This is a genomic window from Kitasatospora sp. NPDC001261, assembly GCF_042896795.1.
In the GTDB taxonomy this organism is placed as follows: Bacteria; Actinomycetota; Actinomycetes; order Streptomycetales; family Streptomycetaceae; genus Kitasatospora.
Map to the genome: position 1 here is coordinate 547,817 of NZ_JBIAXP010000001.1, position 23,176 is coordinate 570,992.

Here is a 23,176-nt window from a genome sequence, read left to right on the forward strand (position 1 = left end):
CCCCGCCCTATTGTTTTTCTGTGTGTTTGTGCTCCTCGGGGTCCATCTTGGGGGGGTCCGCTGGTGGTTGGGTTTGTTGGTTTTGGGGGGGGGCCGGGGGGGGGGGGCCCGGCCCCCCCCCGGAACGTTTCTGCTGGCTTTGCGCCGCTCCTCCTCCCACCACCCCCCTTCTACTTTCCATGCCCCCACGTTGATTGGTGGAAGGAGGAGAGCGCGGGGGTCAGGTGGGCGGGGCCCGCGGGGCGCCCGGGGTCCGCTCCGGGTGGGCGTGGGGTGCGGGGCCGTGCCCGTCGGCCCCACCGGTTCCGCCGGCGCCGCCGGGCCTGGCGTTGCCGCTGGAGTGGCGGGCCGCGTGGGCGGGTTGGGGGTGGACGGCCGCGCCGAGGGTGGCCGGTGAGTCGCCCGTCACCGCGATGTCCCCCTCCCGATCGGTGCGCAGAACGGTGGCGCCGAGTGCGCGCAGGTGGTCGACCGTCTTCGGGGACGGGTGACCGTACGGGTTGCCCTCACCGCAGGAGACGAGGGCCAGCCGGGGCCGCAGCGCACCGGCCAAGTCCCAGTCCTGGTGGGCCGATCCATGGTGCGCCACCTTCACGACGTCGACCTTCCCCAGTCGGCCCAGCAGGGCCGACTGGGCCTGCGGTTCGAGATCTCCGAGCAGTGCCATCCGTAGTCCTCCGGTCAGTGACACCATCAATGCGACGCTTGCGTTGTTCGGTCCGGGCGCCTCGGCAGCCGCACCGGGGACGGGCCACACCACGTCCCAGGCCAACTCCGCCCCGACGGAGCGCCGTTCACCCCGACCCGCTCTCAGTAGCGGCAGGCCGGCCCCGGCGGCCCAGCCCGTCACCCGGGCCGCCTCGCCCGGCGGGTCGTCCAGCGTGGTGCCCTCGACGGCGCCGACCCGGCGGCCCCGCAACACCCCCGGCACGCCCTCGACGTGGTCGGCATGGAAATGCGTCAGCAGGAGTAAGGGGACGGTCGTGACGCCGAGGTCGCGCAGGCATCGGTCGGCGGCGTTCGGGTCCGGCCCGGCGTCGATCACCACCGCGCTGTCCGGCTCCCCCGTCGCCAGGGCCAGCATGTCCCCCTGCCCGATGTCGCACATCACCAGTCGCCACCCCGGCGGCGGCCAGCCGGTGGCGATCCGGATGAGCTGCGGCGGGCGGAGCAGCACGGCCAGCAGGACCATCATCAGCACTGCCGTCACCAGCGCCCGCGCCCAGCGCCGCCGGGCGGGCACCGGCACCGGACTGCCCGGCTCCCGCCGTCGGGGCAGCAGGAGCGGCGCCGCCCAGCAGGCCGCCAGGACGGCCAGCGCGACCGTCGCCGTCCCGAACCACCCGCCGGGCCAGGTCAGTTGGCCACCTGGCACCTCGGCGCCGCGCCGTGCGACCAGGGCCAGCCAGCCAGCCGGCAGCCCGGCCGGTTCCGCGAGCAGGCGGGCCAGGGCCGGAAGGAGCGGCTGAAGGGCGAGCACCCCGAAGCCGAGCAGCGTCGCCGGAGCCACCGCCAGCTCGGCCAGCAGGTTGCAGGGGATGCCGACCAGGCTGATGTGCCCGGACAACACCACCGTCACCGGCGCGCACAACGCCTGGGCGGCCGCCGTCGCCGCGAACGCGCCCGCCAGGTGGTGCGGCCAGCGGCGGGCCCGCAGGGCTTCGGCCCAGTGCGGCCCGAGGACGAGCAGCCCGGCGGTGGCGAGCACGGAGAGCAGGAAGCCGAACGAGCGCGCCAGGAACGGGTCCAGCAGGACCAGCACCAGGACGGCCCCGGCGAGCGCGGGCACGGCCTTGCGGGGACGGCCGGTGGCCAGGGCCAGCATGCCGATCAGTCCCGTCCCGGCCGCCCGAAGCACGCTGGGCTCGGGCCGGCAGACGGTGACGAAGGCCAGCGTCAGAGCCGTGCCGAGCAGCGCGCCGGTGCGAAGTGACAGCCCCAGCACCGCGGCCAGCCCGCGCCGTTCCGGGGTGCCGGCCTGCCCGGGCGCTCCCAGCAGCGCACCGAGGACGATCGCCAGGTTGGCCCCGCTGACCGCCACCAGGTGGACCAGGTCGGTGGCCCGGAAGGCGTCGTCGAGGTCGTCGGGCAGTCGCGAGGTGTCGCCGACGACCAGCCCCGGGAGCAGCCCGCGCGCGTCCGCGGGAAGTCCGTCGGTGGCCGTGCGGAGGCCTTCACGGAGGCGCCCGGCGATCCGCTGCGGCAGGCTCGGCGGCGCCAGCTGCCGGGGCGCCCCGTGGACGACCAGCAGAGCGGCGGACTCGGTGTCGTGCCCCTCCCCCGCCGGCCGTACCTCGGCCTCCACGGCCAGCCGCTGGGACGGGAGCAGCCGCTGCCAGGGCTCGCCCTCCGCCCCTCGGGCCATGACGGTCACCGGCGTACGCGTGCGGGTGCTCCGCCCGTCCGGGAGCGGGGTGACACGGTCGGCCACCGCGTCCACGGTCAGGAGCGTCTGCCCGCCGACGGTGCCGCCCCGGGAGGTGTGGACCTTCGGATCCCCCGCGACGGTCAGCTCCACCTCCACCACCGGGGCGGGCTCGCCCGGCGCTCGCGGACCGGCGGCCGCGGACGCACGGGCGAGCGCCGGCAGCGGCCCCCGGTGGAGGGCGGCGGTGTGCAGCGGGGTGGCGACCGCGGCCGCCGCCCCGGTGAGCAGGACGGCGGCCAGCGTCGCCGAGGCCCCGCGCCGGCGCAGGACCCCCGGCCGGGTGAGCAGCAGGACGGCCGCGACCGCGGCGATGCCCGCCGCGGTGAGGACGAGGGCCGCGTACCCCGGCTCCAAGCGCAGGAGTGCCGCCGTGACCGCCCAGGCCGAGACGGCGGGCAGCAGCAGCCGGAAGTCGGCGCCCGGGGAACGGGACGCAACGGCCGGACCGACCGGCACGGTGGCGACGGACATGGCGGCACCTCCCTTCGAAGGCCGGGCATGCGGGCGGGGGAAGCGGACAAGGGGGACGGGCAGGGACAGCGGCAGGACAGGGCGTCAGAGGGTGAGCAGCGGACGGAGCTCCGCGTACGTGCGGGCGCCGATGCCGCTGACCTGCCGGAGTTGGTCGAGGGAGCGGAAGGAGCCGTGCGAGGTGCGGTAGGCGAGGATGCGCTGGGCGAGGGTGGGGCCGACGCCGGGAAGGCTGTCGAGCTGTTCGAGCGTCGCGCGGTTGAGGCTGACGGGCGGCCGGGGCACGACGGCGCCCGGAGGGCCGCTCCCGCTTCCGACCACCGGGCCGGGAGCGGGCGCCTGCTCGCCGACCAGGATCTGCTCACCGTCCGTCAGGATGCGGGCCAGGTTGAGGTTCCTGGTGTCCGTCTCCGGCAACGGACCGCCCGCCGCCCGCAGGGCGTCGGCTACCCGGGAGCCGCCGGGCAGGGTGTGCAGGCCCGGGAGGTGGACCCGGCCGCCGATGTCCACCACGACAGCCGGCCCGGTGCCGGGCACGGCCTCGGCACCGGCGCCGGGCCCGGCCCTGGAAGGAGCGGAGCCGTCGGGGACGGACGGCTCCGCCCCCGACGGCGCCGCGACCGCCGCGAGCGCGGGTACGGCGACCGCCTCCGGCCGGGCCAGCCAGAAGTGCTGCACGGCGTAACCGACCGCGAACAGCAGCAGGATGGCCAATCCGGCCACCGCGCGCCGATCGAGTGCCAGCACCGAGGCGAACGAGGGGATTGAGGAGGATGCGGAGAACCGCGAACGCGCCCCGGCCTCCGGCGGACCCATGTCGGCGTCGCCCGGATCCGACGCAACACCCGCATCCGGCGGGACCGGCGTCGCATCCGACAGCACCGGCACCGCCATCGCAACCGGCGACGGCGGCGGGACCGGCCCCGAGGGACCCCCTCCGACACCGCCCTCCGGCTCGTCATCCATCGGCAGCAGCGCGGCCATCCGCAGCCGCACCGTCTCGTTGATCGCATGGCGCTTCGCCGCGCCCAGGCCCATGGTCGTCATGCCGAGGACGGTAGGAGTCCTCCGGCGAACGTGCGGAAATTAACGAAACCCTGTGGATAACCCGGGGGTTGTGGATAAAAAGCGTCACTCACAAGAGTGGGTAGGACCGCCTGAGGTTGACCGAGCGGCCAGCGAACCACCCACCGGACCACCCACCCAGCGAACCGCCCAACGAACCACCCACCGGACCGCCACCCCGCCACCCCCTCAGCGCGGCGCGACCACCACCGCCAGCAGCCCCGGCCCGACGTGCGCCCCGATCACCGCCCCCACCTCGCCCACGTACAGCTCCCGCAGCCCCGGCACCCGGGCCCGCAGCCGCTCCGCGAGCGGTTCGGCCCGCTCCTCGGCCGCCAGGTGGTGCACGGTGATGTCGACGTCCAGCTCCCCCGACCGCTCGACCGCGATCTCCTCCAGCCGCGCGATCGCCCGCGACGCCGTCCGCACCTTCTCCAGCGGCTCGATCCGCCCGCCGTCCAGGTGCAGCAGCGGTTTGACCGCCAGGGCCGACCCGAGCAGCGCCCGCGCCGCCCCGATCCGTCCGCCCCGGCGCAGGTGTTCCAGGGTGTCGACGTAGAAGAACCCGCTGGTCCCGGCCGCCCGCCGGCCGGCCGCCTCGGCCGCCTCGGCCAGGCCCTGCCCGGCCGCGATCGCCTCGGCCGCCGCCAGCACCCCGTACCCGAGCGCCATCCCGACCAGTCGGCTGTCCACCACCCGCACCGGTACGGGCGCCTCGGCGGCGGCCAGCCGGGCGGCCTCGACGGTGCCGGACAGTTCGCCGGAGATGTGCACCGAGACGATGCCCTTCGCCCCGGCCTCGGCGGCCGCCCGGTAGGCGGCGGCGAAGGTCTCCGGGTTCGGCCGGGAGGTGGTCACCCGCTGCTTGCCGCGCAGCGCCTCGGCGACGTCCTTCGGGGAGATCTCGACGCCCTCGCTCAGCACCGAGTCGCCGACAGCGACGCTCAGCGGGACCACCGTGATCCCGTACCGGTCGAGGGCGTCCTGCGGCAGATAGGCCGTGGAATCGGTGACAAGTGCGAGGTCGGAGGGCATGAGCCGGAGGTTACCCCCCGTCGCTCCGGGAGGACAGCGCCCGGTCCGGGCCCCCTCGGGAGGCCCCGTGACGCGCGACCGGATCAGCCCGCCCAGGGTCCCGTGACGCCCGACCGGCTCAGCCCGCCGAGGGCCCCGTCGAGGGCTTGCGCAGCCGCTGCGCCAGCTTGGCCAGCGGATCGGCGAGCCCGAGCAGCTCCTCCGCGCTCGGCCGCCCCTTCCCGTCGGTCAGCCCGGCCCGAGCCGCACCCCCGGCCCGCGCCGCACCCCCGGTCGCCCCCGCGGAACCACCAGAGCCCGCAGCAGCACCACCGACCCCCGCGGACCCACTGGCCCCCGAAGCTCCACCCGCCCCCGCGGAACCGGCAGCCCCCGAAGCACCCCCCGCGACATCCCAGTGCCGCAGCGCCCCCGCCTCGCTCTCGCACTCCTGGCTCAGCCGGCTCAGCTCGTCGTCCGCGAACCGGTGCATCCGGTCCTGCGCCGCCCAGCGCATGGTCTCCGCCGAGTGCGTGATCCGCTCCGCCCGCTCGCGCAGCTCCGGCAGCTTGGCGGCGATCCGCGCGGTGTCCGGCTCGCGCTCCAGCATCCGCAGCTCGCCGTCGAGTTCGGCGGCGTGCGTGTCGAGCCGGTCGAGCAGGGCGAGCGACTCGCCGAGCTGGCTGTCCTGTGCGAGGCCGCCCTCCAGTACCTGCCGGGTGCCGTCGAGCGAGGTCCGCAGGCCCAGCCGGACGGTGGCGATCTGCGCGGGCGGGCCGACCCTGGTGTACGTCTTCGCCTTGAGGGTGGCGGTCTCCACGGCGCGCCGGGCGTTGGCCTCGTGCTTCTCGATCTTCGCGCCGACGGCCTTGGCGGCCTTGACCGTGCCGATCACGGCCAGGACCATCGCCGCGACCCCGAAGAGCAGGACCAGCCCGATCATCACGCCGAACACGTCCATCGCGCGCCACCTTCCGCCGTCGTTCCGGCCCCCACCGGGCCCAACGCGGGCCGCATTGCCGAGGGTTCCACGGTAGCCGCCGGAACCCGCCCGGGGGCAGCCGAGAGGGCCCCGGCGGACGGAGATCAGGGTCAGATCCGGGATCTCCCCGAGGGCCCCCGACCACCCTGGAAGCCCCCCGCAAGCGCCCCGCAAGACGCCCAGCCGGCACCGAACCCGAAAACGCCGACTCCCCGAAAGCACCGGCCCCCGAGAACGCCGACTCCCCGGAAGCGCCGACCCCCCGAGACGCCCCGAAAACGCCGGACGGGCGCCCCGAAGGACGCCCGCCCGACCGCTCACGCGACCGCTCCCGCGATCACCCCGCGGTCACTTCCGCACCAAGAACACTCAGCCGGTGACGATGTTCACCAGCTTCGGCGCCCGCGCGATCACCTTCCGCACCTCGGCCCCGCCGATCGCCGCGACGACCGCCGGCTCCGCCAGCGCCAGCGCCTCCAGCTCGGCGTCCGAGATGCCCGGCGCGACCTCCAGCCGCGCCTTGACCTTGCCCTTGATCTGGACCACGCAGGTCACCGTCTCGTCCACCACGTACGCCGGGTCGGCGACCGGGTAGTCGGTGTGCGCCAGCGACTCGCCGTGGCCCAGTCGGCGCCACAGCTCCTCGGCGACGTGCGGGGCCAGCGGCGCGACCATCAGCACCAGCTGCTCGGCCACCGCCCGCGGCGTGGAGCCGCGCTTGACCAGGTAGTTGTTCAGCTCGATGGCCTTGGCGACGGCCGTGTTGAAGCGCAGCCCGGCCATGTCCCCGCGGATGCCGTCGATGGCCTTGTGCAGGGCGCGCAGCGTCGCCTCGTCCGGCTCCTCCTCGGTGACGACCAGTTCGCCGGTGGTCTCCGAGACGACGTTGCGCCACAGGCGCTGCAGGAAGCGGTACGAGCCGACGACGGCGCGGGTGTCCCACGGGCGGGAGACGTCCAGCGGGCCCATCGACATCTCGTACAGGCGCAGCGTGTCGGCGCCGTACTCGTCGGCGATGTCGTCCGGGGCGACGGCGTTCTTCAGGGACTTGCCCATCTTGCCGGCCTCGCGCTTGACCGGCTCGCCGTCCCAGAAGTACTGGCCGTCGCGCTCCTCGACCTCGGCGGCGGGCACCGGGAAGCCGCGCTCGTCGCGGTAGACGTCGGCGGTGATCATGCCCTGGTTGAACAGCTTGTGGAACGGCTCGACGGACGAGACGTGGCCCAGGTCGTGCAGCACCTTGTGCCAGAAGCGCGCGTACAGCAGGTGCAGCACGGCGTGCTCGGCGCCGCCGACGTACAGGTCGGCGCCGCCGGCGGGCTTGGTCTCCGTCGGGCCCAGCCAGTACTTCTCGTTGGCCGGGTCGACGACCGCCTCGGAGTTGGACGGGTCGACGTAGCGCAGCTCGTACCAGCAGGAGCCGGCCCAGTTGGGCATGGTGTTGGTCTCGCGGCGGTACTTCCTGACGCCGTCGCCCAGGTCCAGTTCGACGTTGACCCAGGCCTCGTTGCGCGACAGCGGGGTCTCCGGCGAGGAGGCGGCGTCGTACGCGTCGTAGGTGCGCGGCGAGTAGTCGTCGACCTCGGGGACCTCGACCGGCAGCATCGACTCGGGCAGCGCGTGCATCACGCCGTCCTCGTCGTAGACGATCGGGAAGGGCTCGCCCCAGTACCGCTGGCGGCTGAACAGCCAGTCGCGCAGGCGGTAGTTGACGGTGCCCTCGCCGATGCCGCGCTCGGCCAGCCAGGCGGTGACGGCGGCCTTGGCCTCGACGACGCTCAGCCCGTCCAGGGACAGCGACACGTCGCCCTCGGTGCGGGCGGAGTTGACGATGACGGAGTCGTAGGTGTCGAACGCGTCGTCCCACTCGGCCGGGTCCTGGCCCCGCCCGTCGGTGGGCTCGACGACGCAGCGCATCGGCAGCGCGAAGGCGCGGGCGAAGGCGAAGTCGCGGTGGTCGTGGGCGGGGACGGCCATGATGGCGCCGGTGCCGTAGCCCATCAGCACGTAGTCGGCGATGAACACCGGGACGGACTCGCCGCTGACCGGGTTGACGGCGTGGGCGCCGGTGAAGACACCGGTCTTGACCTTGGCCTCGACCTGCCGCTCGACGTCCGACTTGGCGGCGGCCGTGGCGCGGTAGGCGGCGACGGCCTCGGCGGGGGTGGCGGCACCGCCGGTCCACTCGGCGGGCACGCCCTCGGGCCAGGCGGCGGGGACGATCGAGTCGACCAGGGCGTGCTCGGGGGCCAGCACCATGTAGGTGGCGCCGAACAGGGTGTCGGGCCGGGTGGTGAAGACGGTGATCTTCTGGTCGCCGGGGGCCGCGAAGTCGACCCGGGCGCCCTCGGAGCGCCCGATCCAGTTGCGCTGCTGCAGCTTGATGGCCTCGGGCCAGTCCAGCAGGTCCAGGTCCTCGATCAGCCGGTCCGAGTACGCGGTGATGCGCATCATCCACTGGCGCAGGTTGGACTTGAACACCGGGAAGTTGCCGCGCTCGGAGCGGCCGTCCGCGGTGACCTCCTCGTTGGCCAGGACGGTGCCCAGGCCCGGGCACCAGTTGACCGGCACCTCCTTGGCGTAGGCCAGGCGGTACTCGCCCAGCACCTCGTCGCGCTCGGCGACGGTCAGCCCGGCCCAGGCGCGCCCGTCCGGCAGCTCACGCGCGCCGGACTCGAAGTCGGCGACCAGCTCGGCGATCGGGCGGGCCTTGCGGGCGTCCGCGTCGTACCAGGAGTTGAAGATCTGCAGGAAGATCCACTGGGTCCAGCGGTAGTAGTCCGGGTCGATCGTGGAGATCGAGCGGCGCGGGTCGTGGCCCAGGCCCAGCCGGCGCAGCTGCTGGCGCATGTTGGCGATGTTGGCCTCGGTGGAGACCCGCGGGTGGGTGCCGGTCTGCACCGCGTACTGCTCGGCGGGCAGGCCGAAGGCGTCGTAGCCCAGCGTGTGCAGCACGTTGTGGCCGGTCATCCGCTGGTAGCGGGCGAAGACGTCGGTGGCGATGTAGCCCAGCGGGTGGCCGACGTGCAGGCCCGCGCCCGAGGGGTACGGGAACATGTCCATGATGAAGCTGTGCGGCTTCGCGGCGACGTCGCCGGCCGCCGGGTCGGCCAGCGCACCGGTGGGGTTGGGGGCGTGGAAGGTGCCCTCCTTCTCCCAGATGTCCTGCCAGCGGGACTCGATCTCGGCCGCCAGCGCAGCGCTGTACCGGAACGGCTCGGTCGCGGTCTCGGCCGCGCCGGACGCAGGGGTCGTCTCGCTCATGGTCCTTCAAGCTCCATCGGTGTCGGTTGGCGAACCGCGCGGGCGGCCGGCCCGTGGACCCGGCCCGGGACGGGATCGGGGGGCGGAAAACAAAAAATCCCCTCGCAGGAGGGGACGCCACGCCGACTCCGGCACCGCCCGAAGGCTCAGCCGGTCCTGGTCAGCGCGGCCGGCTAAGGAGCAGGCGCACGGTTCGCATGGGCTCAGGGTACCGCAAGCGGGTCGACGGGCTGCGGGGTATACCGCCGGGACGGCGGCACGGAGCCGCCCAGGGCCGCACGGGGCTCCGCAGGACCACGCGGAGCCGCACGAGCCCCGCAGAGCCACGCAGGACCGCAGGAGGCCGTACGGCACCGACCCGGCCCCGCCCTACCGCGCCGCCACCCGCCCCGCCGCGTCGAACTCCCGCAGCGCCTTCGCCACCCGCTCGGACTGCATCCCCGCCGCGAGCGAGCGCGCCAGCGAGGCGGTGCGGGCCGCCTCCCGCTGGTCGCCGAGCCGGCGGTGGGCCTCGGCGAGGCGCACCATCAGCAGCGTCTTGGTGCGGGCCCGTCCCGGTCCGAGACCGGCCACCGCCTCGGCGAGCAGCACCTTGGCCAGCCGGTGCTGGCCGAGCGCCAGCCGCCCCTCCCCCACCATCCCGGAGAGGGCGGCCCGGACCTCCTCGGTGCCGGGCAGGCCGTCCAGTTCGGCGAAGGCCCGGGCGGCGGCGGCCTCGGCCCGTTCGGCCTCGCCCCGGCGGCCGTACGCGCCGGCGAGCCGGCCGTACTGGCGGGCCCGGGCGACGGGGCTGAGCGCGGCGCCGTGGGTGTCCAGGGCGGTCACCAGCGCGGAGACGGCGTCCAGCCCGCGCCCGCCGGTGCCCTGGGTGGCGAGCACGACCAGCGCGCCGAGCACCGCGACGCCGAGCCGGGGGTCGCCGCTGACGTGGGCGGCGCGCAGCGCGGCGACGAAGGCGCGCTGGGCGGCGGCGTCGTGGCCGAGGTCGTACGCGGCCCAGCCGGCCAGCCGGGCGAGTCTGCTGGCCGTGCCGTAGAGCTCGCGGCCGAGCCGTTCGTCGTACGCGCCGAGTTCCAGCAGCTTGGCCAGCATGGCGAGTTCGGCCCGAACGGGGCCGAGGACGAGGCCGCCGCCGCAGGCCCGTTCGAGCTTCTGCTTGCTGCGGTAGGACAGGCCGAGTTCGCCGGCCAGTCCGGGTTCGACGCGCAGCGCGCCCTCGCCGCCGCCGACGGGCGGCGGCGGGGAGTCCAGGCGGGCGGCGGCCTGGTCGAGGTCGGCACCGCGGAACAGGTCGGTGAGGCGCACCGGGCCGGCGTCGGTGGCGGCCTCGCGCAGCGCGGTCTGGGCGGTGTCGGCGGTCCACGGGTCGGTGAGCAGCCGGGGCGAGAGGATCTTGGCGCCGCGGTGGCCGCCCATCCGGCCCCAGAGCTGTTCGTAGGTGACGGCGATGCCGAGGGTGCGGCTGAGCACCTCGCAGACCGCCTGGTCGTGCGGGCTGCGCGGGACCATGCCACGGTCGCGCCACTTGTACGGGGCGGTGGAGCTGATGGCGAGGCCCGGCGGCAGAGCGAGGCTCACCTCGCGGGCGAGCCGTTCCGGACTCCATCCGAGCTGGTGGAGTATCCGGGCCAGTTCCTCGTTCCGCCTTCGCTCCAGATCGGCCATGGCACGACGGTAGCGGGATTCCGGCCGCCGGGACCGGCGGCGCGGGCAGAACGGCGAAGAGCCGCCCCCCGTTTCCGGGAGGCGGCTCTCGACTGCTGTGGAGCTATGGGGAATTGAACCCCAGACCTCTTGCATGCCATGCAAGCGCTCTACCAACTGAGCTATAGCCCCTTGACCTGCGTTGTCACCGTGGTTCCCGGTTGTTTCCGGCCGTTTCCCTCGGCGACATCGACTACTTTACACGCTCCGGGGCGTGCTCCTGAAATCCGTTTCCCGAGGTCCGCACCACGCGCCCCGGGAGCCCGTCTCCCGCACTCCGGGCGTACGGCGCCCACCCCCGGCGCCCGCCCTGACGCACGCTCCCAGCGCGCACTCCCGACGCACGCGCCCCGCCAACGCACCACCCGCCGACCGCACGCGCCCCAGGAGAACCGCGAAGCCGCACCACCCGCCGACCGCGCGCCCACCAGGAGAACCGCGAGGCCGGGCCCGAAACGCCGGAAGGCCGCCACCCCTTGGGTGACGGCCTTCCGAACTACTGTGGAGCTATGGGGAATTGAACCCCAGACCTCTTGCATGCCATGCAAGCGCTCTACCAACTGAGCTATAGCCCCGCGACACGGGCGACCCTGGCTGACCACGACCGCCGATGCGGAGTGGAGCTATGGGGAATTGAACCCCAGACCTCTTGCATGCCATGCAAGCGCTCTACCAACTGAGCTATAGCCCCGCACTCACCGGATCTCCCGCTTCCCTTCCGGGCCGCGTTCCTTCCCTGCGAACGAGGAAGACTCTAGCTGGTCAGGGCCGGAACTGCGAAATCCGCTCCCTCCGGACCCCCGCCGAGGGCCCCGTGAGGGCCCCCGGCACCCGGTGCCGCCCGAGCCGGTACGGCTCGGCTCAGGTGTCGTCGCCGATGACCGGCTGCGGGAGGGTGCCCGCGTTGTGCTCCAGCAGGCGCCAGCCGCGCGTGCCCTGGCCGAGCACCGACCAGCAGCAGTTGGACAGTCCGCCGAAGCGCTCCCACTGGTCCGGCTCCATGTCGAGCAGCCGCCCGAGCATGGTGCGGATCGTCCCGCCGTGGCTGACCACCACCAGCGTGCCGTCCTCGGGGAGCTTGCCGACGGCGTCCAGGACCACCGGCACCGAGCGGTCGGCGACCTCGGTGGCCAGCTCGCCGTCACCGCCCCGCCGCACCGGCTCACCGGCCGCCCAGGCCTCGTACTCCTCCGGGAAGCGCTCGCGGATCTCGGCGTTGGTCAGGCCCTGCCAGGAGCCCGCGAAGGTCTCCCGCAGGCCCTCGTGGTGCCGCACGTCGAGCCCGGTGACCTCGGCCAGCTCCGCGGCGGTGCGCCGGGCCCGCTGGAGGTCCGAGGAGATCAGCAGGTCGGGACGGAGCCCGGAGAGCAGCCGGGCCGCCCGCTGGGCCTGCTGGACGCCCTGGCCGGTCAGCTCGATGTCCGTGGTGCCCTGGAAGCGCGATTCGAGGTTCCAGGAGGTCTGGCCGTGCCGCCAGAAGACGATGCGCGGGCCGCGCGGGCCCCGGCTCAGTGCAGGTCCTCGGGCTTGCCGAAGTCGTCGGCGGGGGCGACGACGTTGCCGGCCTCGTCGGTGAACGCGTCCGGACGGTTGCGCGAGGCCAGGGCGTCCTCGGGCAGCGGGAGCTCGGGGCAGTCCTTCCAGAGCCGGTCCAGCGAGTAGAAGGAACGCTCCTCGGCGTGCTGGACGTGCACGACGATGTCCAGGTAGTCGAGCAGGATCCAGCGGCCGTCGCGCTCGCCCTCGCGGCGCACCGGCTTGATGTCCAGCTGCTCGCGCAGCTGGTCCTCGATCTCCTCGGCGATCGAGCGGACCTGGCGGTCGTTGTTCGCGGAGGCGATCAGGAAGGCGTCGGTGATCGACAGCACCTCGCTGACGTCGAAGGCGATGATGTTGTGCGCGAGCTTGTCGGCCGCCGCCTGCGCGGCGACGGTGATGAGCTGCTGGCTGTGGTCGGTAACGGTCACGGTGTTCTTCCGGCTCGGCGGCTTGGGGGGCGCCCCGGCGCTCGGCCGGGGTCGCCTTCCAGGATCTCACGCCGCCCGGGCGGGCCCGGAACCGTTTTTCCAGGCCCCCGAGCCCCGGGCCCCCAAGCCAATACCGGGCCACCGCCCCCGCCGCCACCAGGCCCGGACCCCCGTCGGGCCCGGGCCACCGCCCTACTGGGTCTTCGGCGGCTGGTAGTCCTTGCCGAGCACCACCAGCAGGTCCGCGTTCTGGGTGTCGCCGGTCACCTTCTTCACCGCCGTGTCCGGCAGCCCGAGGCTGGTCGCCAGCGACTTCGCCGCGCCCTGCCGGGCGTCGTCGGTGTAGCGGATCTCACTGGTGGCCTGCGGGGCGCCCTTGGCCCCGCCCGGGATGAAGGTCAGACCGGAGTTGACGATCTGGACCTGTACGGCGGCCGCCGCCGCGTCGTTGCCGCTGGAGTCCTGGACCGCGACCCGGACCGGGGCGTCGCCGGCGGCCGCGGACTTCACGGTGCCGCCCAGCACGTCCTTGACCTGCTTGCCCGCGGTCGCCTCGTCCAGGCTGCCGTCCGGCTTGACGGTCAGCGCGGTGGTGCCGAAGTGGCCGTCCTTCGCCTGCTGGGAGAGCTGGACGAGCACGCCGGCGAGGGCGTCCTCGGGCAGCGAGGGGTCGAGCACCGCGTTCATCCGGTGCACGTCGTCCTTGGCGTCCTTGAACTCGGTCGGCATGGCGCGCACCAGCGCGTCCATGACCTGCCCGAACCGGGCCAGCTGGGCGTCCCGGTTCTCGCCGGGGTTCTGCAGGGTGGCGTAGGCGACCGCGGCCTTCCCGCTGAGCATGGTGTTCTTGCCCGCCGCGGACAGCAGCTTGCCGTCCGGCTTGCCGCCCTCGTGGGTCTCGGCGTTGGTGTCCACCCGGACGCCGCCGAGCTGGGAGACCAGCAGTTCCAGGTACGGGGTATCCAGCCGCCAGGTGCCGGCCACCGGGGCGCCGAGCACGGTGGACAGGCCGTCGCGGGTCGCCGAGGCACCGATGCCGTCCATGGACTGGCCGACCGTGGTGACCGGCGGGTCCCCCGGGCCGGGCAGCCGCAGGGTGTCGGGCAGCAGCAGCACCGTGCCCTTCTTCCCGGAGGCGTCGTTGACCAGCAGCGCGCTGGACACCTTGCCCTGGAGGTCGCGCAGGTGGACGACGTTGACCTGGCGCCCGCCGGCGGCGGCGGCCGCGGTCGGCTTGCCGCCGGTGAGGAAGAGGTACCCGCCGACGCCGGCGGCGGCCAGCGCCACCACCGCACCGAGGCCGATCAGCCGGTTGCGCAGCTTGCGGCGGCGCTCGGCGCGCACCTCGCTGCGGGACTCGGCGAACTTCAGCCAGTCGATGACGTCCTCGGTCTCCTCCGCCTCCTCGTCGACGAAGGTGAACTCCCCCGTGGTGTAGCTGTCGTCGGGCGCCTTGCCGCCGCCCTTCCCGCCCTTCCCCGCCTTCCCGGCCCGCGCCCCGGCGACCTGCTCGGACGGCGGCTCGGCCTTGGCCGGCACCGGCTCGGCGGCCGGCCGGGGCACCCGCGGACGCGCCGGTGCAACCGCCGCGGCCGCGGCCGGCTCGGCCTGCACCGGTTCCTGCGCCTGCGACGGCGCCTGCGGTTCGGTCACGACCGGGGCGGCCGCCTGGTACGGCTGCTCCTGGTACCCCTGGTAGCCCTGCTGCTGGTAGACGTACGTGCCCTGCCCGTACACCGGCTGCCCGTACTGGTCGTACTGCTGGTCGTACTGCTGCTGCTCGTACGGCTGTTGCTGCGGGAACTGCCCGCCCTGCTGGTACCCGTCGTACCCCTGGTAGCCCTGCTGCTGGTAGCCGTACGCGCCCTGCCCGTACACCGGCTGCCCGTACTGGTCGTACTGCTGCTCGTACTGCTGCTGCTCGTACGACTGCGCCTGCGGCTGCTGCGGGTCCTGCGGCTGCTGGTAGCCCTGGTACGGCTGCTGGTACTGCCCGGTGGACCAGTCCTCCGGCCGCCGGCCGTCGCTGCGATCAGTCATGCACCGCTCCCGGATCAGTCCCCGCGCGGCGCGTACAGCGCCCGCTTGTCGATGTAGCGGACCACGCCGTCCGGGACGAGGTACCAGACCGGTTCGCCCTTGGCGACCCGGTTGCGGCAGTCCGTGGAGGAGATGGCCAGCGCCGGGACCTCCACCAGGGAGACCCCGCCCACCGGAAGCCCGGCGTCCGACAGAGTGTGCCCCGGGCGGGTGCATCCGATGAAGTGGGCCAGCGAGAAGAGCTCGTCGGAGTCGCGCCAGGACAGGATCTGGGCGAGCGCGTCGGCGCCGGTGATGAAGAAGAGGTCGGCGTCCGGGTGCAGGGCGTGCAGGTCGCGCAGGGTGTCGACGGTGTACGTCGGGCCCTCGCGGTCGATGTCGATCCGGCTGACCGAGAACTGCGGGTTCTCGGCGGTGGCGATGACCGTCATCAGGTAGCGGTCCTCGGCCGGGGTGACGTGCCGGTCGCTCTTCTGCCACGGCTGCCCGGTCGGCACGAAGATCACTTCGTCCAGGTGGAACGCGCTCGCGACCTCACTGGCGGCGACGAGGTGGCCGTGGTGGATCGGGTCGAAGGTGCCGCCCATCACGCCGAGGCGCTTCTTCACCGGTTCCGGTCCGCCGGGATTCCCGGCCTGCTCTCCCATGCCGCCACACCTTACGCGACACGCGTTACGGTGCGGGAACGGCCGGGTGGGGGTTCTCCGCAGACGCGTGAGGGAGCGTCCGGCCGGTGGCCGGACGCTCCCCGAGCGGCCCCAGGCCCCGGCTCAGCGGTCCCGGTTGAAGCGGGTGGTGATGAAGAGCAGGACGAGCAGGATGACCAGTGCGGCGCCACCGGTCAGGGCCGGGTTCAGACTGTCGTGGTTGCCCCCCTCGCCCTCGGCGAGCAGGTTCAGAACGGGGAGTGCGGCAGCAGTGCTCATGGTCGGCGGGACCTTCTCGGCTCGGTGAACGGACCTGGGGGTTGTTCCGGGCCGGGTGAGGGCCCACCCGTCATCGTACGGGGGGTTACACGGCAACCGCTCGGCGGCCCACCGCCGCTGACCGGGCGTGAGCGCGGGCCGAGGGACCGACCGGCGAACGGGCCCGGGCCCCGGCGAACGGACCGGAACGGCCCCGGCGAACGGACCGGGGACGGCCCCCAGGAACGGACCCCTGGGACGGCCCCGGGGAACGACCGGCCCTAGTTGTTCTTGAAGGCGCGGGCCATGATCCAGATCAGCAGGCCGATGCCCACGAAGGACGCGACCACGATGATCCGCAGGAACAGGCCGGGGCCGGACTCGTCGGAGATGGGCGCGGCCAGGCTGACAAGCGTGTCGGTGGACATCTGCGGGGGCTCCTCGTACTGCTCGGTACCGCGGCCGGGTCCGGTCTCGGTCGTCCAGGCCTCAGGGTAAACCGGCCTCACACCGGCGGAGCCCCCGGCCCCGCGGACGCGCCCCGCAGACGCGCGCCACCGGCCCCGCGGGCGCGCCCCGGCGGCCCACCGAGCCGCCCACGGCCCCGGCGCCCACCGCGCGGACCGCGCGTACGCTGACCCCGGGGACGAGTACGCAACCGCGCACGTTGCACAGACAGTCGTTGCAGGCGAAGACCAGCGGGGGGCGGGCCAGCGGGCCGCGGCCGCCGTCGACCAGGAGGTACTCACACCATGACCGACACGACCTCGAAGACGCCGAGCCGCCGCCGCGAGCGCTTCCCCGGGATCTCCACCCGGGCCTGGGAGCACCCGGCGGACCGCTCGGCCCTGGTCGCACTGCGCAGGCTGACCGGCTTCGACGACATCCTGAAGAAGCTCGCCGGCCTGGTCTCCGAGCGGGCGATCCGGCTGATGTTCCTGGCCACCGCGGTGAAGACCTCCGAGCGCCAGTTCCCGGAGCTGCACGACATGGTGCGCGACGCCGCCTACGTGCTCGACCTGGAGCAGGTCCCCGACCTGTACGTCTCCCAGGACCCGACGGTCAACGCGTACTGCATCGGCATCGACACCCCGGTCATCGTGATCACCAGCGGCCTGGTCGAGCTGCTGGACGAGGAGGAGCTGCGCTCCGTCATCGGCCACGAGGTCGGCCACGCGATGTCCGGCCACGCCGTCTACCGGACGATGCTGATGATCCTCACCAACATCGCCACCCGGATCGCCTGGGTGCCGCTCGGCAACCTGGCGATCACCGCGATCATCACCGCGCTCAAGGAGTGGTTCCGCAAGGCGGAGCTGTCCAGCGACCGGGCCGGCCTGCTCGCCGGGCAGGACCTCCAGGCGTCCATGCGGGCCCTGATGAAGCTGGCCGGCGGCCACAACCTGGCCGAGATGAACGTCGACGCCTTCCTGGAGCAGGCCGAGGAGTACGAGAAGGCCGGCGACCTGCGCGACGGCGTGCTCAAGGTGCTCCAGCTGCTGCCGCAGACCCACCCCTTCGCGGTGGTCCGGGTCGCCCAGCTGAAGAAGTGGGCGGAGAGCGACGACTACCGCTCGATCATGGCCGGCGCCTACCCGCGCCGCTCGGACGACCCGGACACCTCGGTGACCGAGCAGTGGAAGGCCGCCGCCGAGCACTACACGACCTCGGTCAAGGAGAGCAAGGACCCGCTGATGGGCCTGCTCCGGGACGTGGCCGGCGGCGCCGCGACGGTCGGCGGCAAGCTCCGCGACACCTTCACCGGAGGCGGCGGCAGCAGCAGCAACGGCAACGGCAGCCGCGGCGGCTCCGCGGACCGCGACGGCAGCTGACCCACCGCGACCGACCACGACCGCGAGCCGCGACGGCGGCCGGCGTCCCGCCCGGGGCACCGGCCGCCGTCGCGTTCCACGGCCCGGGCGCCTCAGCCGCCCGCCAGCACCTCGCACACCTGCCAGCCCGGCCGGGCGTGGTTGCCGGGGTCGACCGGCGCCGGCGGCGTGACCGCCGTGCCCTGCGCGGTGGCCAGCACCGGCTGCAGGAATCCCGCCATCGAGGCGCCGCAGGGCTCCGGCCCGGCCTGCACCACCGAGTCCACCAGCCGCAGCTGCCCCGAGGCCAGGTCCACCCGGTCGAACTCGAAGGTCAGCTGCCGCCGCACGGTCTCCAGGGTGACCGGTGCCCCGGCCGGGGCGCCGGCCGGCTTGAGCGCGTAGACGAAGGTGTGGTCGGTGGTGATCTGCAGCGTCCCGCTGTCCGCCTCGTCGATCCGCATCGCGCCGACCACCTTCACGGTGTTCGAGGCCAGCGCGACCTGTGCCGGGTCGAAGCGGACCATCCAGCCGGTCACCGCGTGGTGGCGGTCGTCCACCGGCTGCGCCACGCTCGCGTCGAACTCCGCCTGCTCACCGGGCGTGACGAAGACCCGTACGTCGGCGGTGGCGCCCTGGACCAGCGTCGCCGGGGAGAGCGAGGAGGCGACCAGGTAGCGCTGGACGGTGTCGAGCGCCTTGGCCACCTCGACCCGGCCGAAGTTCCCGGTGGCGGCGCCGGTCGGGGTGTTCAGCCCGATCGTGCCGTCCCCGTACCCGAGCGGCAGCGCGGCGAACGGGTCCACCGGGTCGGCGACCGGGTGGACGGCCGACGCCGGGCTCAACGCGACCAGGCTGACGGTCAGTTGGCTGCCCTCGGGCCGCACCGCGGTGCCCTTCGGCGAGCTCACCCCGAAGTACACCGCGGCCCCGAAGGCGAGCAGGATGAGCAGCAGCAGGATGAGTGCCTGGCGCGGGACGGTGCCCAGCGGGCCGAACCGCACCCGCGACCGGGTGGCCTTGCCGAAGGAGCCCGCCAGCCGCTCCCGGGCGGAGAGTTCCTGGATGCGGGCAGCCCGCACGAACGATTCGTCGAACACGACGGACCGGAATTCGTCCTCGTTGCCGGAACCGCCCTCGGGCGTCCCCTCAGGAGGCTCTCGCGGGTCACCCACACCACCAGGGTAGGCGGACACCAGCGCCGCCACGAGGGTCCGGGCGCACATTCCCGGGAACGCTCCGTGACCACCGCCCCGGGGCGTGCGCCCCCGGGCGCTCGGACTAGCCCGCGGGCGCCGTGACCACCAGCGGGGGCTCCGCCGGGGCCTGCCCGGGGGCCGCCCCGGTGCTGCTGCTGCCGGACTGGGGGCGCCGGGGCGTGCCCGAGGGGCCGCCCACCCCCTGGTAGATCGCCGCGACGGCGACCGCCACCAGGCTCACCCCCATGATCACGGCGAGCACCCAGGCCACCGGCCGGTGCCACCGCTGCTGGGCCACGTACCGCCCGGGGACGCGCACCGGGTCGTCACCGCGCCGCCACCGCCGGACCCGGCGGTCGGCCGCCCGGCCCGGCCCCGACCAGGGGTCGGGGTAGAGGTGGTCCGCGTCGAGTCCGCTCGGGTACGGGCGCAGCTCCAGCGGCAGCCCGTCCCCGGCCGGAACGTCACGGCCCCAGCCCGGCCCCGCGGCGTCCGGCTCGAACCGGGCCTCGGCGGCGGCGAGTTGCCGCTCCTTGGCGGTCGGCTCGTGCACGGCGGCGGACCGGACGAAGGCCTCGTCGAAGACCACGGTGGCGAACTCGTCGTCCGCACCACCGTGGTCGGAGCCGTCGGGGTACGGGAAGCCCCCCACATCCTCAGCCACGGATTCAGCGTATTACCGGCCGGACGATTTGTCTGTGGCTCCCGGCAGTTGGTCCGTCGCACGTGTGACGGACGCCCCGCGCGCGCCGCTCGGCGGCCGTCCGCGCCCCCGCCCGCGGCCTGCGGCCTGCGCGCCTACTCGGCCCCGCCGCCCACGGTCTGCGCGGCCTCGCCCCGCACGTGCCCGTCACCAGTGACGATGTACTTGGTGCTGGTCAGCTCGGGCAGGCCCATCGGGCCGCGGGCGTGCAGCTTCTGGGTGGAGATGCCGATCTCCGCGCCGAAGCCGAATTCGCCGCCGTCGGTGAAGCGGGTGGAGGCGTTGACGGCCACCGTGGTGGAGTCCACCAACCGGGTGAAGCGGCGGGCGGCGGCCTGCGAGGTGGTGACGATCGCCTCGGTGTGGCCGGAGGACCAGCGGCGGATGTGCTCGACGGCGGCGTCCAGCGAGGGCACCACGGCGGCGGCCAGGTCCAGCGAGAGGTACTCGGCACCCCAGTCCTCGTCGGTGGCCGGCACCACGGTGGCCGGTCCGCCCTCGGCGGCCTTCAGCACCGCCTCGTCGCCGTGCACGGTGACCCCGGCCTCGGCGAGCGCCGCCAGCGCGAGCGGCAGGAAGGCGTCCGCGACGTCCTGGTGGACCAGCAGCGTCTCGGCGGAGTTGCAGACGCTGACCCGCTGCGCCTTGGAGTTCAGCAGGATGCCGACGGCCATCGCCAGGTCGGTCTCGGCGTCCACGTAGACGTGGCAGTTGCCGGTGCCGGTCTCGATCACCGGGACGGTGGAGCCCTCGACCACGGTGCGGATCAGCGAGGCGCCGCCGCGCGGGATCAGCACGTCCACGTAGCCGCGGGCGCGCATCAGCTCCCGCACCGACTCCCGGCTCTCCCCCGGCACCAGCTGGACCGCGTCGGCGGGCAGCCCGGCCGCGGCGACGGCGTCGCGCACCACGGCGACCAGCGCGCTGTTGGAGCGGTAGGCCGAGGCGGAGCCGCGCAGCAGCACCGCGTTGCCGGACTTGAGGCAGAGCGCGGCGGCGTCCGCGGTGACGTTCGGGCGGGCCTCGTAGATGATGCCGACCACGCCGAGCGGCACCCGGACCTGCCGCACGTCCAGGCCGTTGGGCAGGGTGTAGCCGCGCACCACCTCGCCGACCGGGTCGGGCAGGCCGGCCACGTCGCGCACGTCGGAGGCGATCGCGGCGATCCGCTCGTCGGTCAGGGTCAGCCGGTCGATCACCGACTCGGCCGTGCCGGCCGCCCGGGCCCGCTCCACGTCCTCGGCGTTGGCCGCGACGATCTCCGCGCTGCGGGCCACCAGCGCGTCCGCGACCGCCAGCAGCGCGGCGTCCTTCGCGCCGCGCGGCAGCGGGGCGAGCGCGGCGGCGGCCTCCCGGGCTCGGCGCGCTACGGCGAGGACGGGGCTGTCGGCGGTGGCGAGATCGCTGGTCATGCCGCCAAGGGTAGCGACTGCGCCCGCCCCGCCCGGGCGGCATTTCGCCCGGTGAGACAGCTCGGTACGGCGTTCGGTCCGGCGTTCGGTCCGGGCGCTCAGTACGGGTGCACGCCGCCCAGGTGCGGCGGCGGCTCGCCGAAGCCCTCCGCCACCCGCTTGTGGTACGTCGCCCGGTCGACCACCTCCAGCCCGACGATCTCCCAGGGCGGCAGGTTCGAGGTGACCTTGTGCTCGCCCCACAGCCGCAGCGCGATGGCCGCCGCGTCGTGCAGGTCCCGGGCCTGCTCCCAGTAGCGGATCTCGGCGTGGTCGGCCGCGTAGCGGGCGGTCAGGAAGAACGAGTGGTCGTGCGCCAGCTGCTCCAGCGAGGCGCGCAGCGCGGACAGCGGGGTGACCTGCCCGGCCACGCTCAGCACCACGTGCCACAGCCGCGCCTGCTCGGGCACGGTGGGCGGCTGGGCCGCCCGGTCGAGTTCGGGCCGCATCCCGCGCATCCCGCCGGGCCGCTGCGTCGGCGGACCGGCCGGCTCGGCGGGGCCGTCCCCGCGTCCGCCGTCGATGCTGGTCAGCCGCCGGCCCGTGGTTCCTGCGGTCAGCGCTGCCTCGCGCCTGCGTTCCACCGGCGGCCTCCTGTTCGGCGATGTCGTGTCGTCCCCACCGGCCCCGTCGGCCCTCGGCCGACCGGTACGGCTGCGCCCCTCCTCGCCCGCGGCCGGGCCGCTCCCGGTACGGAGCGGCCCGCCGTCCGCGCGGCGCCGATCGGCCGGGCGGCCGGTGCCGGGGCAGGCCCCGGCACGGTCGACCGGGCCGGTCAGCCGCGCAGAACGACCAGGTCGTCGCGGTGGACGACCTCGCGCTCGTACGCGGCGCCGAACTCCTGGGCCAGGTCGCGGGTGGACCGGCCGAGCAGGCGGGGCAACTCCCTCGCATCAAAGTTGACCAGTCCGCGAGCCACGATGTGGCCGTTTTCGGCAAGAAGGTCCACCGGATCACCCGCGGCGAACTCCCCGTCGACCTTGGTGACCCCGGCGGGCAGCAGCGAGGCGCCGCCGGAGACGACCGCCCGGACGGCGCCCTCGTCCAGGTGCAGCGCCCCGCGCGGGCTGCTCGCGTGGGCCAGCCAGAGCATCCGGTCGGAGGTGCGGCTGCCGGTGCGCAGGAAGAGCGTGCCGGTGGGCCGGCCGGCCAGCGCGTCGGCGGCCTGGCTGGCGGCGGTGAGCACGACCGGGATGCCGGCGCCGGTGGCGATCCGGGCCGCCTCGACCTTGGTGACCATGCCGCCGGTGCCGACGCCGGCCTTGCCGGCGCTGCCGATCTCGATGCCGTCGAGGTCCTGCGGGCCGCGCACCTCGGCGATCCGGCTGGTGCCGGGGCGGGACGGGTCGCCGTCGTACAGGCCGTCCACGTCGGAGAGCAGTACGAGCAGGTCGGCCCGGACCAGGTGGGCGACCAGGGCGGCCAGCCGGTCGTTGTCGCCGAACTTGATTTCGGCGGTGGCGACGGTGTCGTTCTCGTTGACGATCGGCATCGCGCCCATCGCCAGCAGCTGGTCCAGGGTGCGGTACGCGTTGCGGTAGTGGGCGCGCCGGCTGGCGTCCTCGGCGGTGAGCAGCACCTGGCCGACCCGGATGCCGTACCGGGCGAAGGAGGCGGTGTAGCGGGCGACCAGCAGGCCCTGGCCGACGCTGGCGGCGGCCTGCTGGCGGGCCAGGTCCTTGGGCCGGCGGTCCAGGCCGAGCGGGGCGAGCCCGGCGGCGATCGCGCCGGAGGAGACCAGCACCACCTCCGGGGCCTCGGGGCGGCCGCGCAGCTTGGCGAGCGCGTCCACCAGGGCGTCGACGCGGTCGGCGTCCAGGCCGCCGGTCGCCGTGGTCAGGGACGAGGAGCCGACCTTGACGACGATCCGTCGTGCGGTCAGCACCTCCTCCCGCAGAGGGTCCTCGCTCATCTCGCTGTACGCCCTTCCGGTGTGGTGCGGGTACGGCGGGGCCCGGGCCCGGCCGTCACCCCCGAAATCTACGCGATCCCCGCAGGTCACCGGCGGGGTGTTTCACCGGATGGACCGGATCCGGTACGGGCCGCCGCGGGCCGCCCGCCAAGCCGGATGGCTGGTATGGTCCCTGACCGCAAGCCAGATCGGGGGACGGCTTCTTGCCCGCTGTACCCATGTCGTCATCGACCCTTCCTGTCACGACGGGCGGCGCCGCA

General features: G+C 74.3%; 18 protein-coding genes and 3 tRNA genes. 1 reads left to right on the forward strand and 20 read right to left on the reverse strand.

The features are described from left to right. Nucleotides 1-220: 220 nt before the first annotated feature. From ACFY4B_RS02460 to ACFY4B_RS02530, 15 genes are all read right to left on the reverse strand, one after another. A complete protein-coding gene (locus ACFY4B_RS02460) occupies nucleotides 221-2,899 on the reverse strand; it encodes a ComEC/Rec2 family competence protein (RefSeq protein ID WP_387966268.1) in 2,679 nt (892 codons plus the stop codon). Between the two features lie 84 nt (nucleotides 2,900-2,983). Continuing rightward, entirely contained in the window at nucleotides 2,984-3,946 is a 963-nt protein-coding gene (locus tag ACFY4B_RS02465; RefSeq protein WP_387966269.1) for a helix-hairpin-helix domain-containing protein, read from the reverse strand. A gap of 207 nt (nucleotides 3,947-4,153) precedes the next feature. After that, entirely contained in the window at nucleotides 4,154-4,999 is an 846-nt protein-coding gene (locus ACFY4B_RS02470) for a DegV family protein (protein WP_049657405.1), read from the reverse strand. 118 nt (nucleotides 5,000-5,117) lie between these two features. Further along, on the reverse strand, nucleotides 5,118-5,939 hold the full coding sequence (locus ACFY4B_RS02475) for a hypothetical protein (protein ID WP_387966270.1): 822 nt from the start codon (nucleotides 5,937-5,939) through the stop codon (nucleotides 5,118-5,120). A gap of 390 nt (nucleotides 5,940-6,329) precedes the next feature. Next, entirely contained in the window at nucleotides 6,330-9,224 is a 2,895-nt protein-coding gene (gene leuS / locus ACFY4B_RS02480) for a leucine--tRNA ligase (RefSeq protein ID WP_375877173.1), read from the reverse strand. 369 nt (nucleotides 9,225-9,593) lie between these two features. Beyond that, a complete protein-coding gene (locus ACFY4B_RS02485; protein ID WP_074000712.1) occupies nucleotides 9,594-10,889 on the reverse strand; it encodes a hypothetical protein in 1,296 nt (431 codons plus the stop codon). A gap of 98 nt (nucleotides 10,890-10,987) precedes the next feature. Beyond that, nucleotides 10,988-11,060, reverse strand: a tRNA-Ala gene (locus ACFY4B_RS02490). Between the two features lie 370 nt (nucleotides 11,061-11,430). Continuing rightward, nucleotides 11,431-11,503: transfer RNA gene (locus ACFY4B_RS02495), tRNA-Ala, on the reverse strand. Nucleotides 11,504-11,546: 43 nt separating this feature from the next. Next, nucleotides 11,547-11,619, reverse strand: a tRNA-Ala gene (locus tag ACFY4B_RS02500). A 170-nt stretch (nucleotides 11,620-11,789) separates the two neighbouring features. Next, nucleotides 11,790-12,440: a histidine phosphatase family protein gene (locus ACFY4B_RS02505; RefSeq protein WP_049658575.1), complete on the reverse strand. Its 651-nt coding sequence runs from the start codon at nucleotides 12,438-12,440 to the stop codon at nucleotides 11,790-11,792. Next, a complete protein-coding gene (gene rsfS / locus ACFY4B_RS02510; protein ID WP_049658573.1) occupies nucleotides 12,437-12,895 on the reverse strand; it encodes a ribosome silencing factor in 459 nt (152 codons plus the stop codon). Before rsfS ends, ACFY4B_RS02505 begins: the two co-directional genes overlap by 4 nt. Nucleotides 12,896-13,087: 192 nt before the next feature. Then, complete coding sequence (locus tag ACFY4B_RS02515; RefSeq protein ID WP_387966271.1) at nucleotides 13,088-14,935, reverse strand: LytR C-terminal domain-containing protein; 1,848 nt, start codon at nucleotides 14,933-14,935, stop codon at nucleotides 13,088-13,090. A gap of 14 nt (nucleotides 14,936-14,949) precedes the next feature. Next, entirely contained in the window at nucleotides 14,950-15,582 is a 633-nt protein-coding gene (gene nadD / locus ACFY4B_RS02520; protein ID WP_049658574.1) for a nicotinate-nucleotide adenylyltransferase, read from the reverse strand. Between the two features lie 123 nt (nucleotides 15,583-15,705). Next, nucleotides 15,706-15,861: a hypothetical protein gene (locus ACFY4B_RS02525; RefSeq protein WP_181970583.1), complete on the reverse strand. Its 156-nt coding sequence runs from the start codon at nucleotides 15,859-15,861 to the stop codon at nucleotides 15,706-15,708. A gap of 260 nt (nucleotides 15,862-16,121) precedes the next feature. Beyond that, complete coding sequence (locus ACFY4B_RS02530; protein ID WP_158077652.1) at nucleotides 16,122-16,268, reverse strand: hypothetical protein; 147 nt, start codon at nucleotides 16,266-16,268, stop codon at nucleotides 16,122-16,124. A 324-nt stretch (nucleotides 16,269-16,592) separates the two neighbouring features. Between ACFY4B_RS02530 and ACFY4B_RS02535 the strand changes: the two genes are divergently transcribed. Further along, on the forward strand, nucleotides 16,593-17,672 hold the full coding sequence (locus tag ACFY4B_RS02535) for a M48 family metallopeptidase (protein ID WP_375877175.1): 1,080 nt from the start codon (nucleotides 16,593-16,595) through the stop codon (nucleotides 17,670-17,672). A 92-nt stretch (nucleotides 17,673-17,764) separates the two neighbouring features. On the opposite strand, the gene ACFY4B_RS02540 is transcribed toward ACFY4B_RS02535, so the two are convergent. From ACFY4B_RS02540 to proB, 5 genes are all read right to left on the reverse strand, one after another. After that, entirely contained in the window at nucleotides 17,765-18,826 is a 1,062-nt protein-coding gene (locus ACFY4B_RS02540; RefSeq protein WP_387966272.1) for a hypothetical protein, read from the reverse strand. A gap of 106 nt (nucleotides 18,827-18,932) precedes the next feature. Continuing rightward, the gene (locus tag ACFY4B_RS02545; protein ID WP_387966273.1) at nucleotides 18,933-19,514 is read right to left on the reverse strand and encodes a hypothetical protein; all 582 of its coding nucleotides are present in this window, start codon (nucleotides 19,512-19,514) and stop codon (nucleotides 18,933-18,935) included. A 134-nt stretch (nucleotides 19,515-19,648) separates the two neighbouring features. Then, nucleotides 19,649-20,965, reverse strand: coding sequence for a glutamate-5-semialdehyde dehydrogenase (locus ACFY4B_RS02550; RefSeq protein ID WP_387966274.1), 1,317 nt, complete (start codon nucleotides 20,963-20,965; stop codon nucleotides 19,649-19,651). 98 nt (nucleotides 20,966-21,063) lie between these two features. Continuing rightward, nucleotides 21,064-21,588, reverse strand: a complete 525-nt coding sequence (locus tag ACFY4B_RS02555) for a hypothetical protein (RefSeq protein ID WP_387966275.1) — start codon at nucleotides 21,586-21,588, stop codon at nucleotides 21,064-21,066. 191 nt (nucleotides 21,589-21,779) lie between these two features. Further along, nucleotides 21,780-22,916, reverse strand: a complete 1,137-nt coding sequence (gene proB / locus ACFY4B_RS02560; RefSeq protein ID WP_049660991.1) for a glutamate 5-kinase — start codon at nucleotides 22,914-22,916, stop codon at nucleotides 21,780-21,782. Nucleotides 22,917-23,176 lie beyond the last annotated feature (260 nt).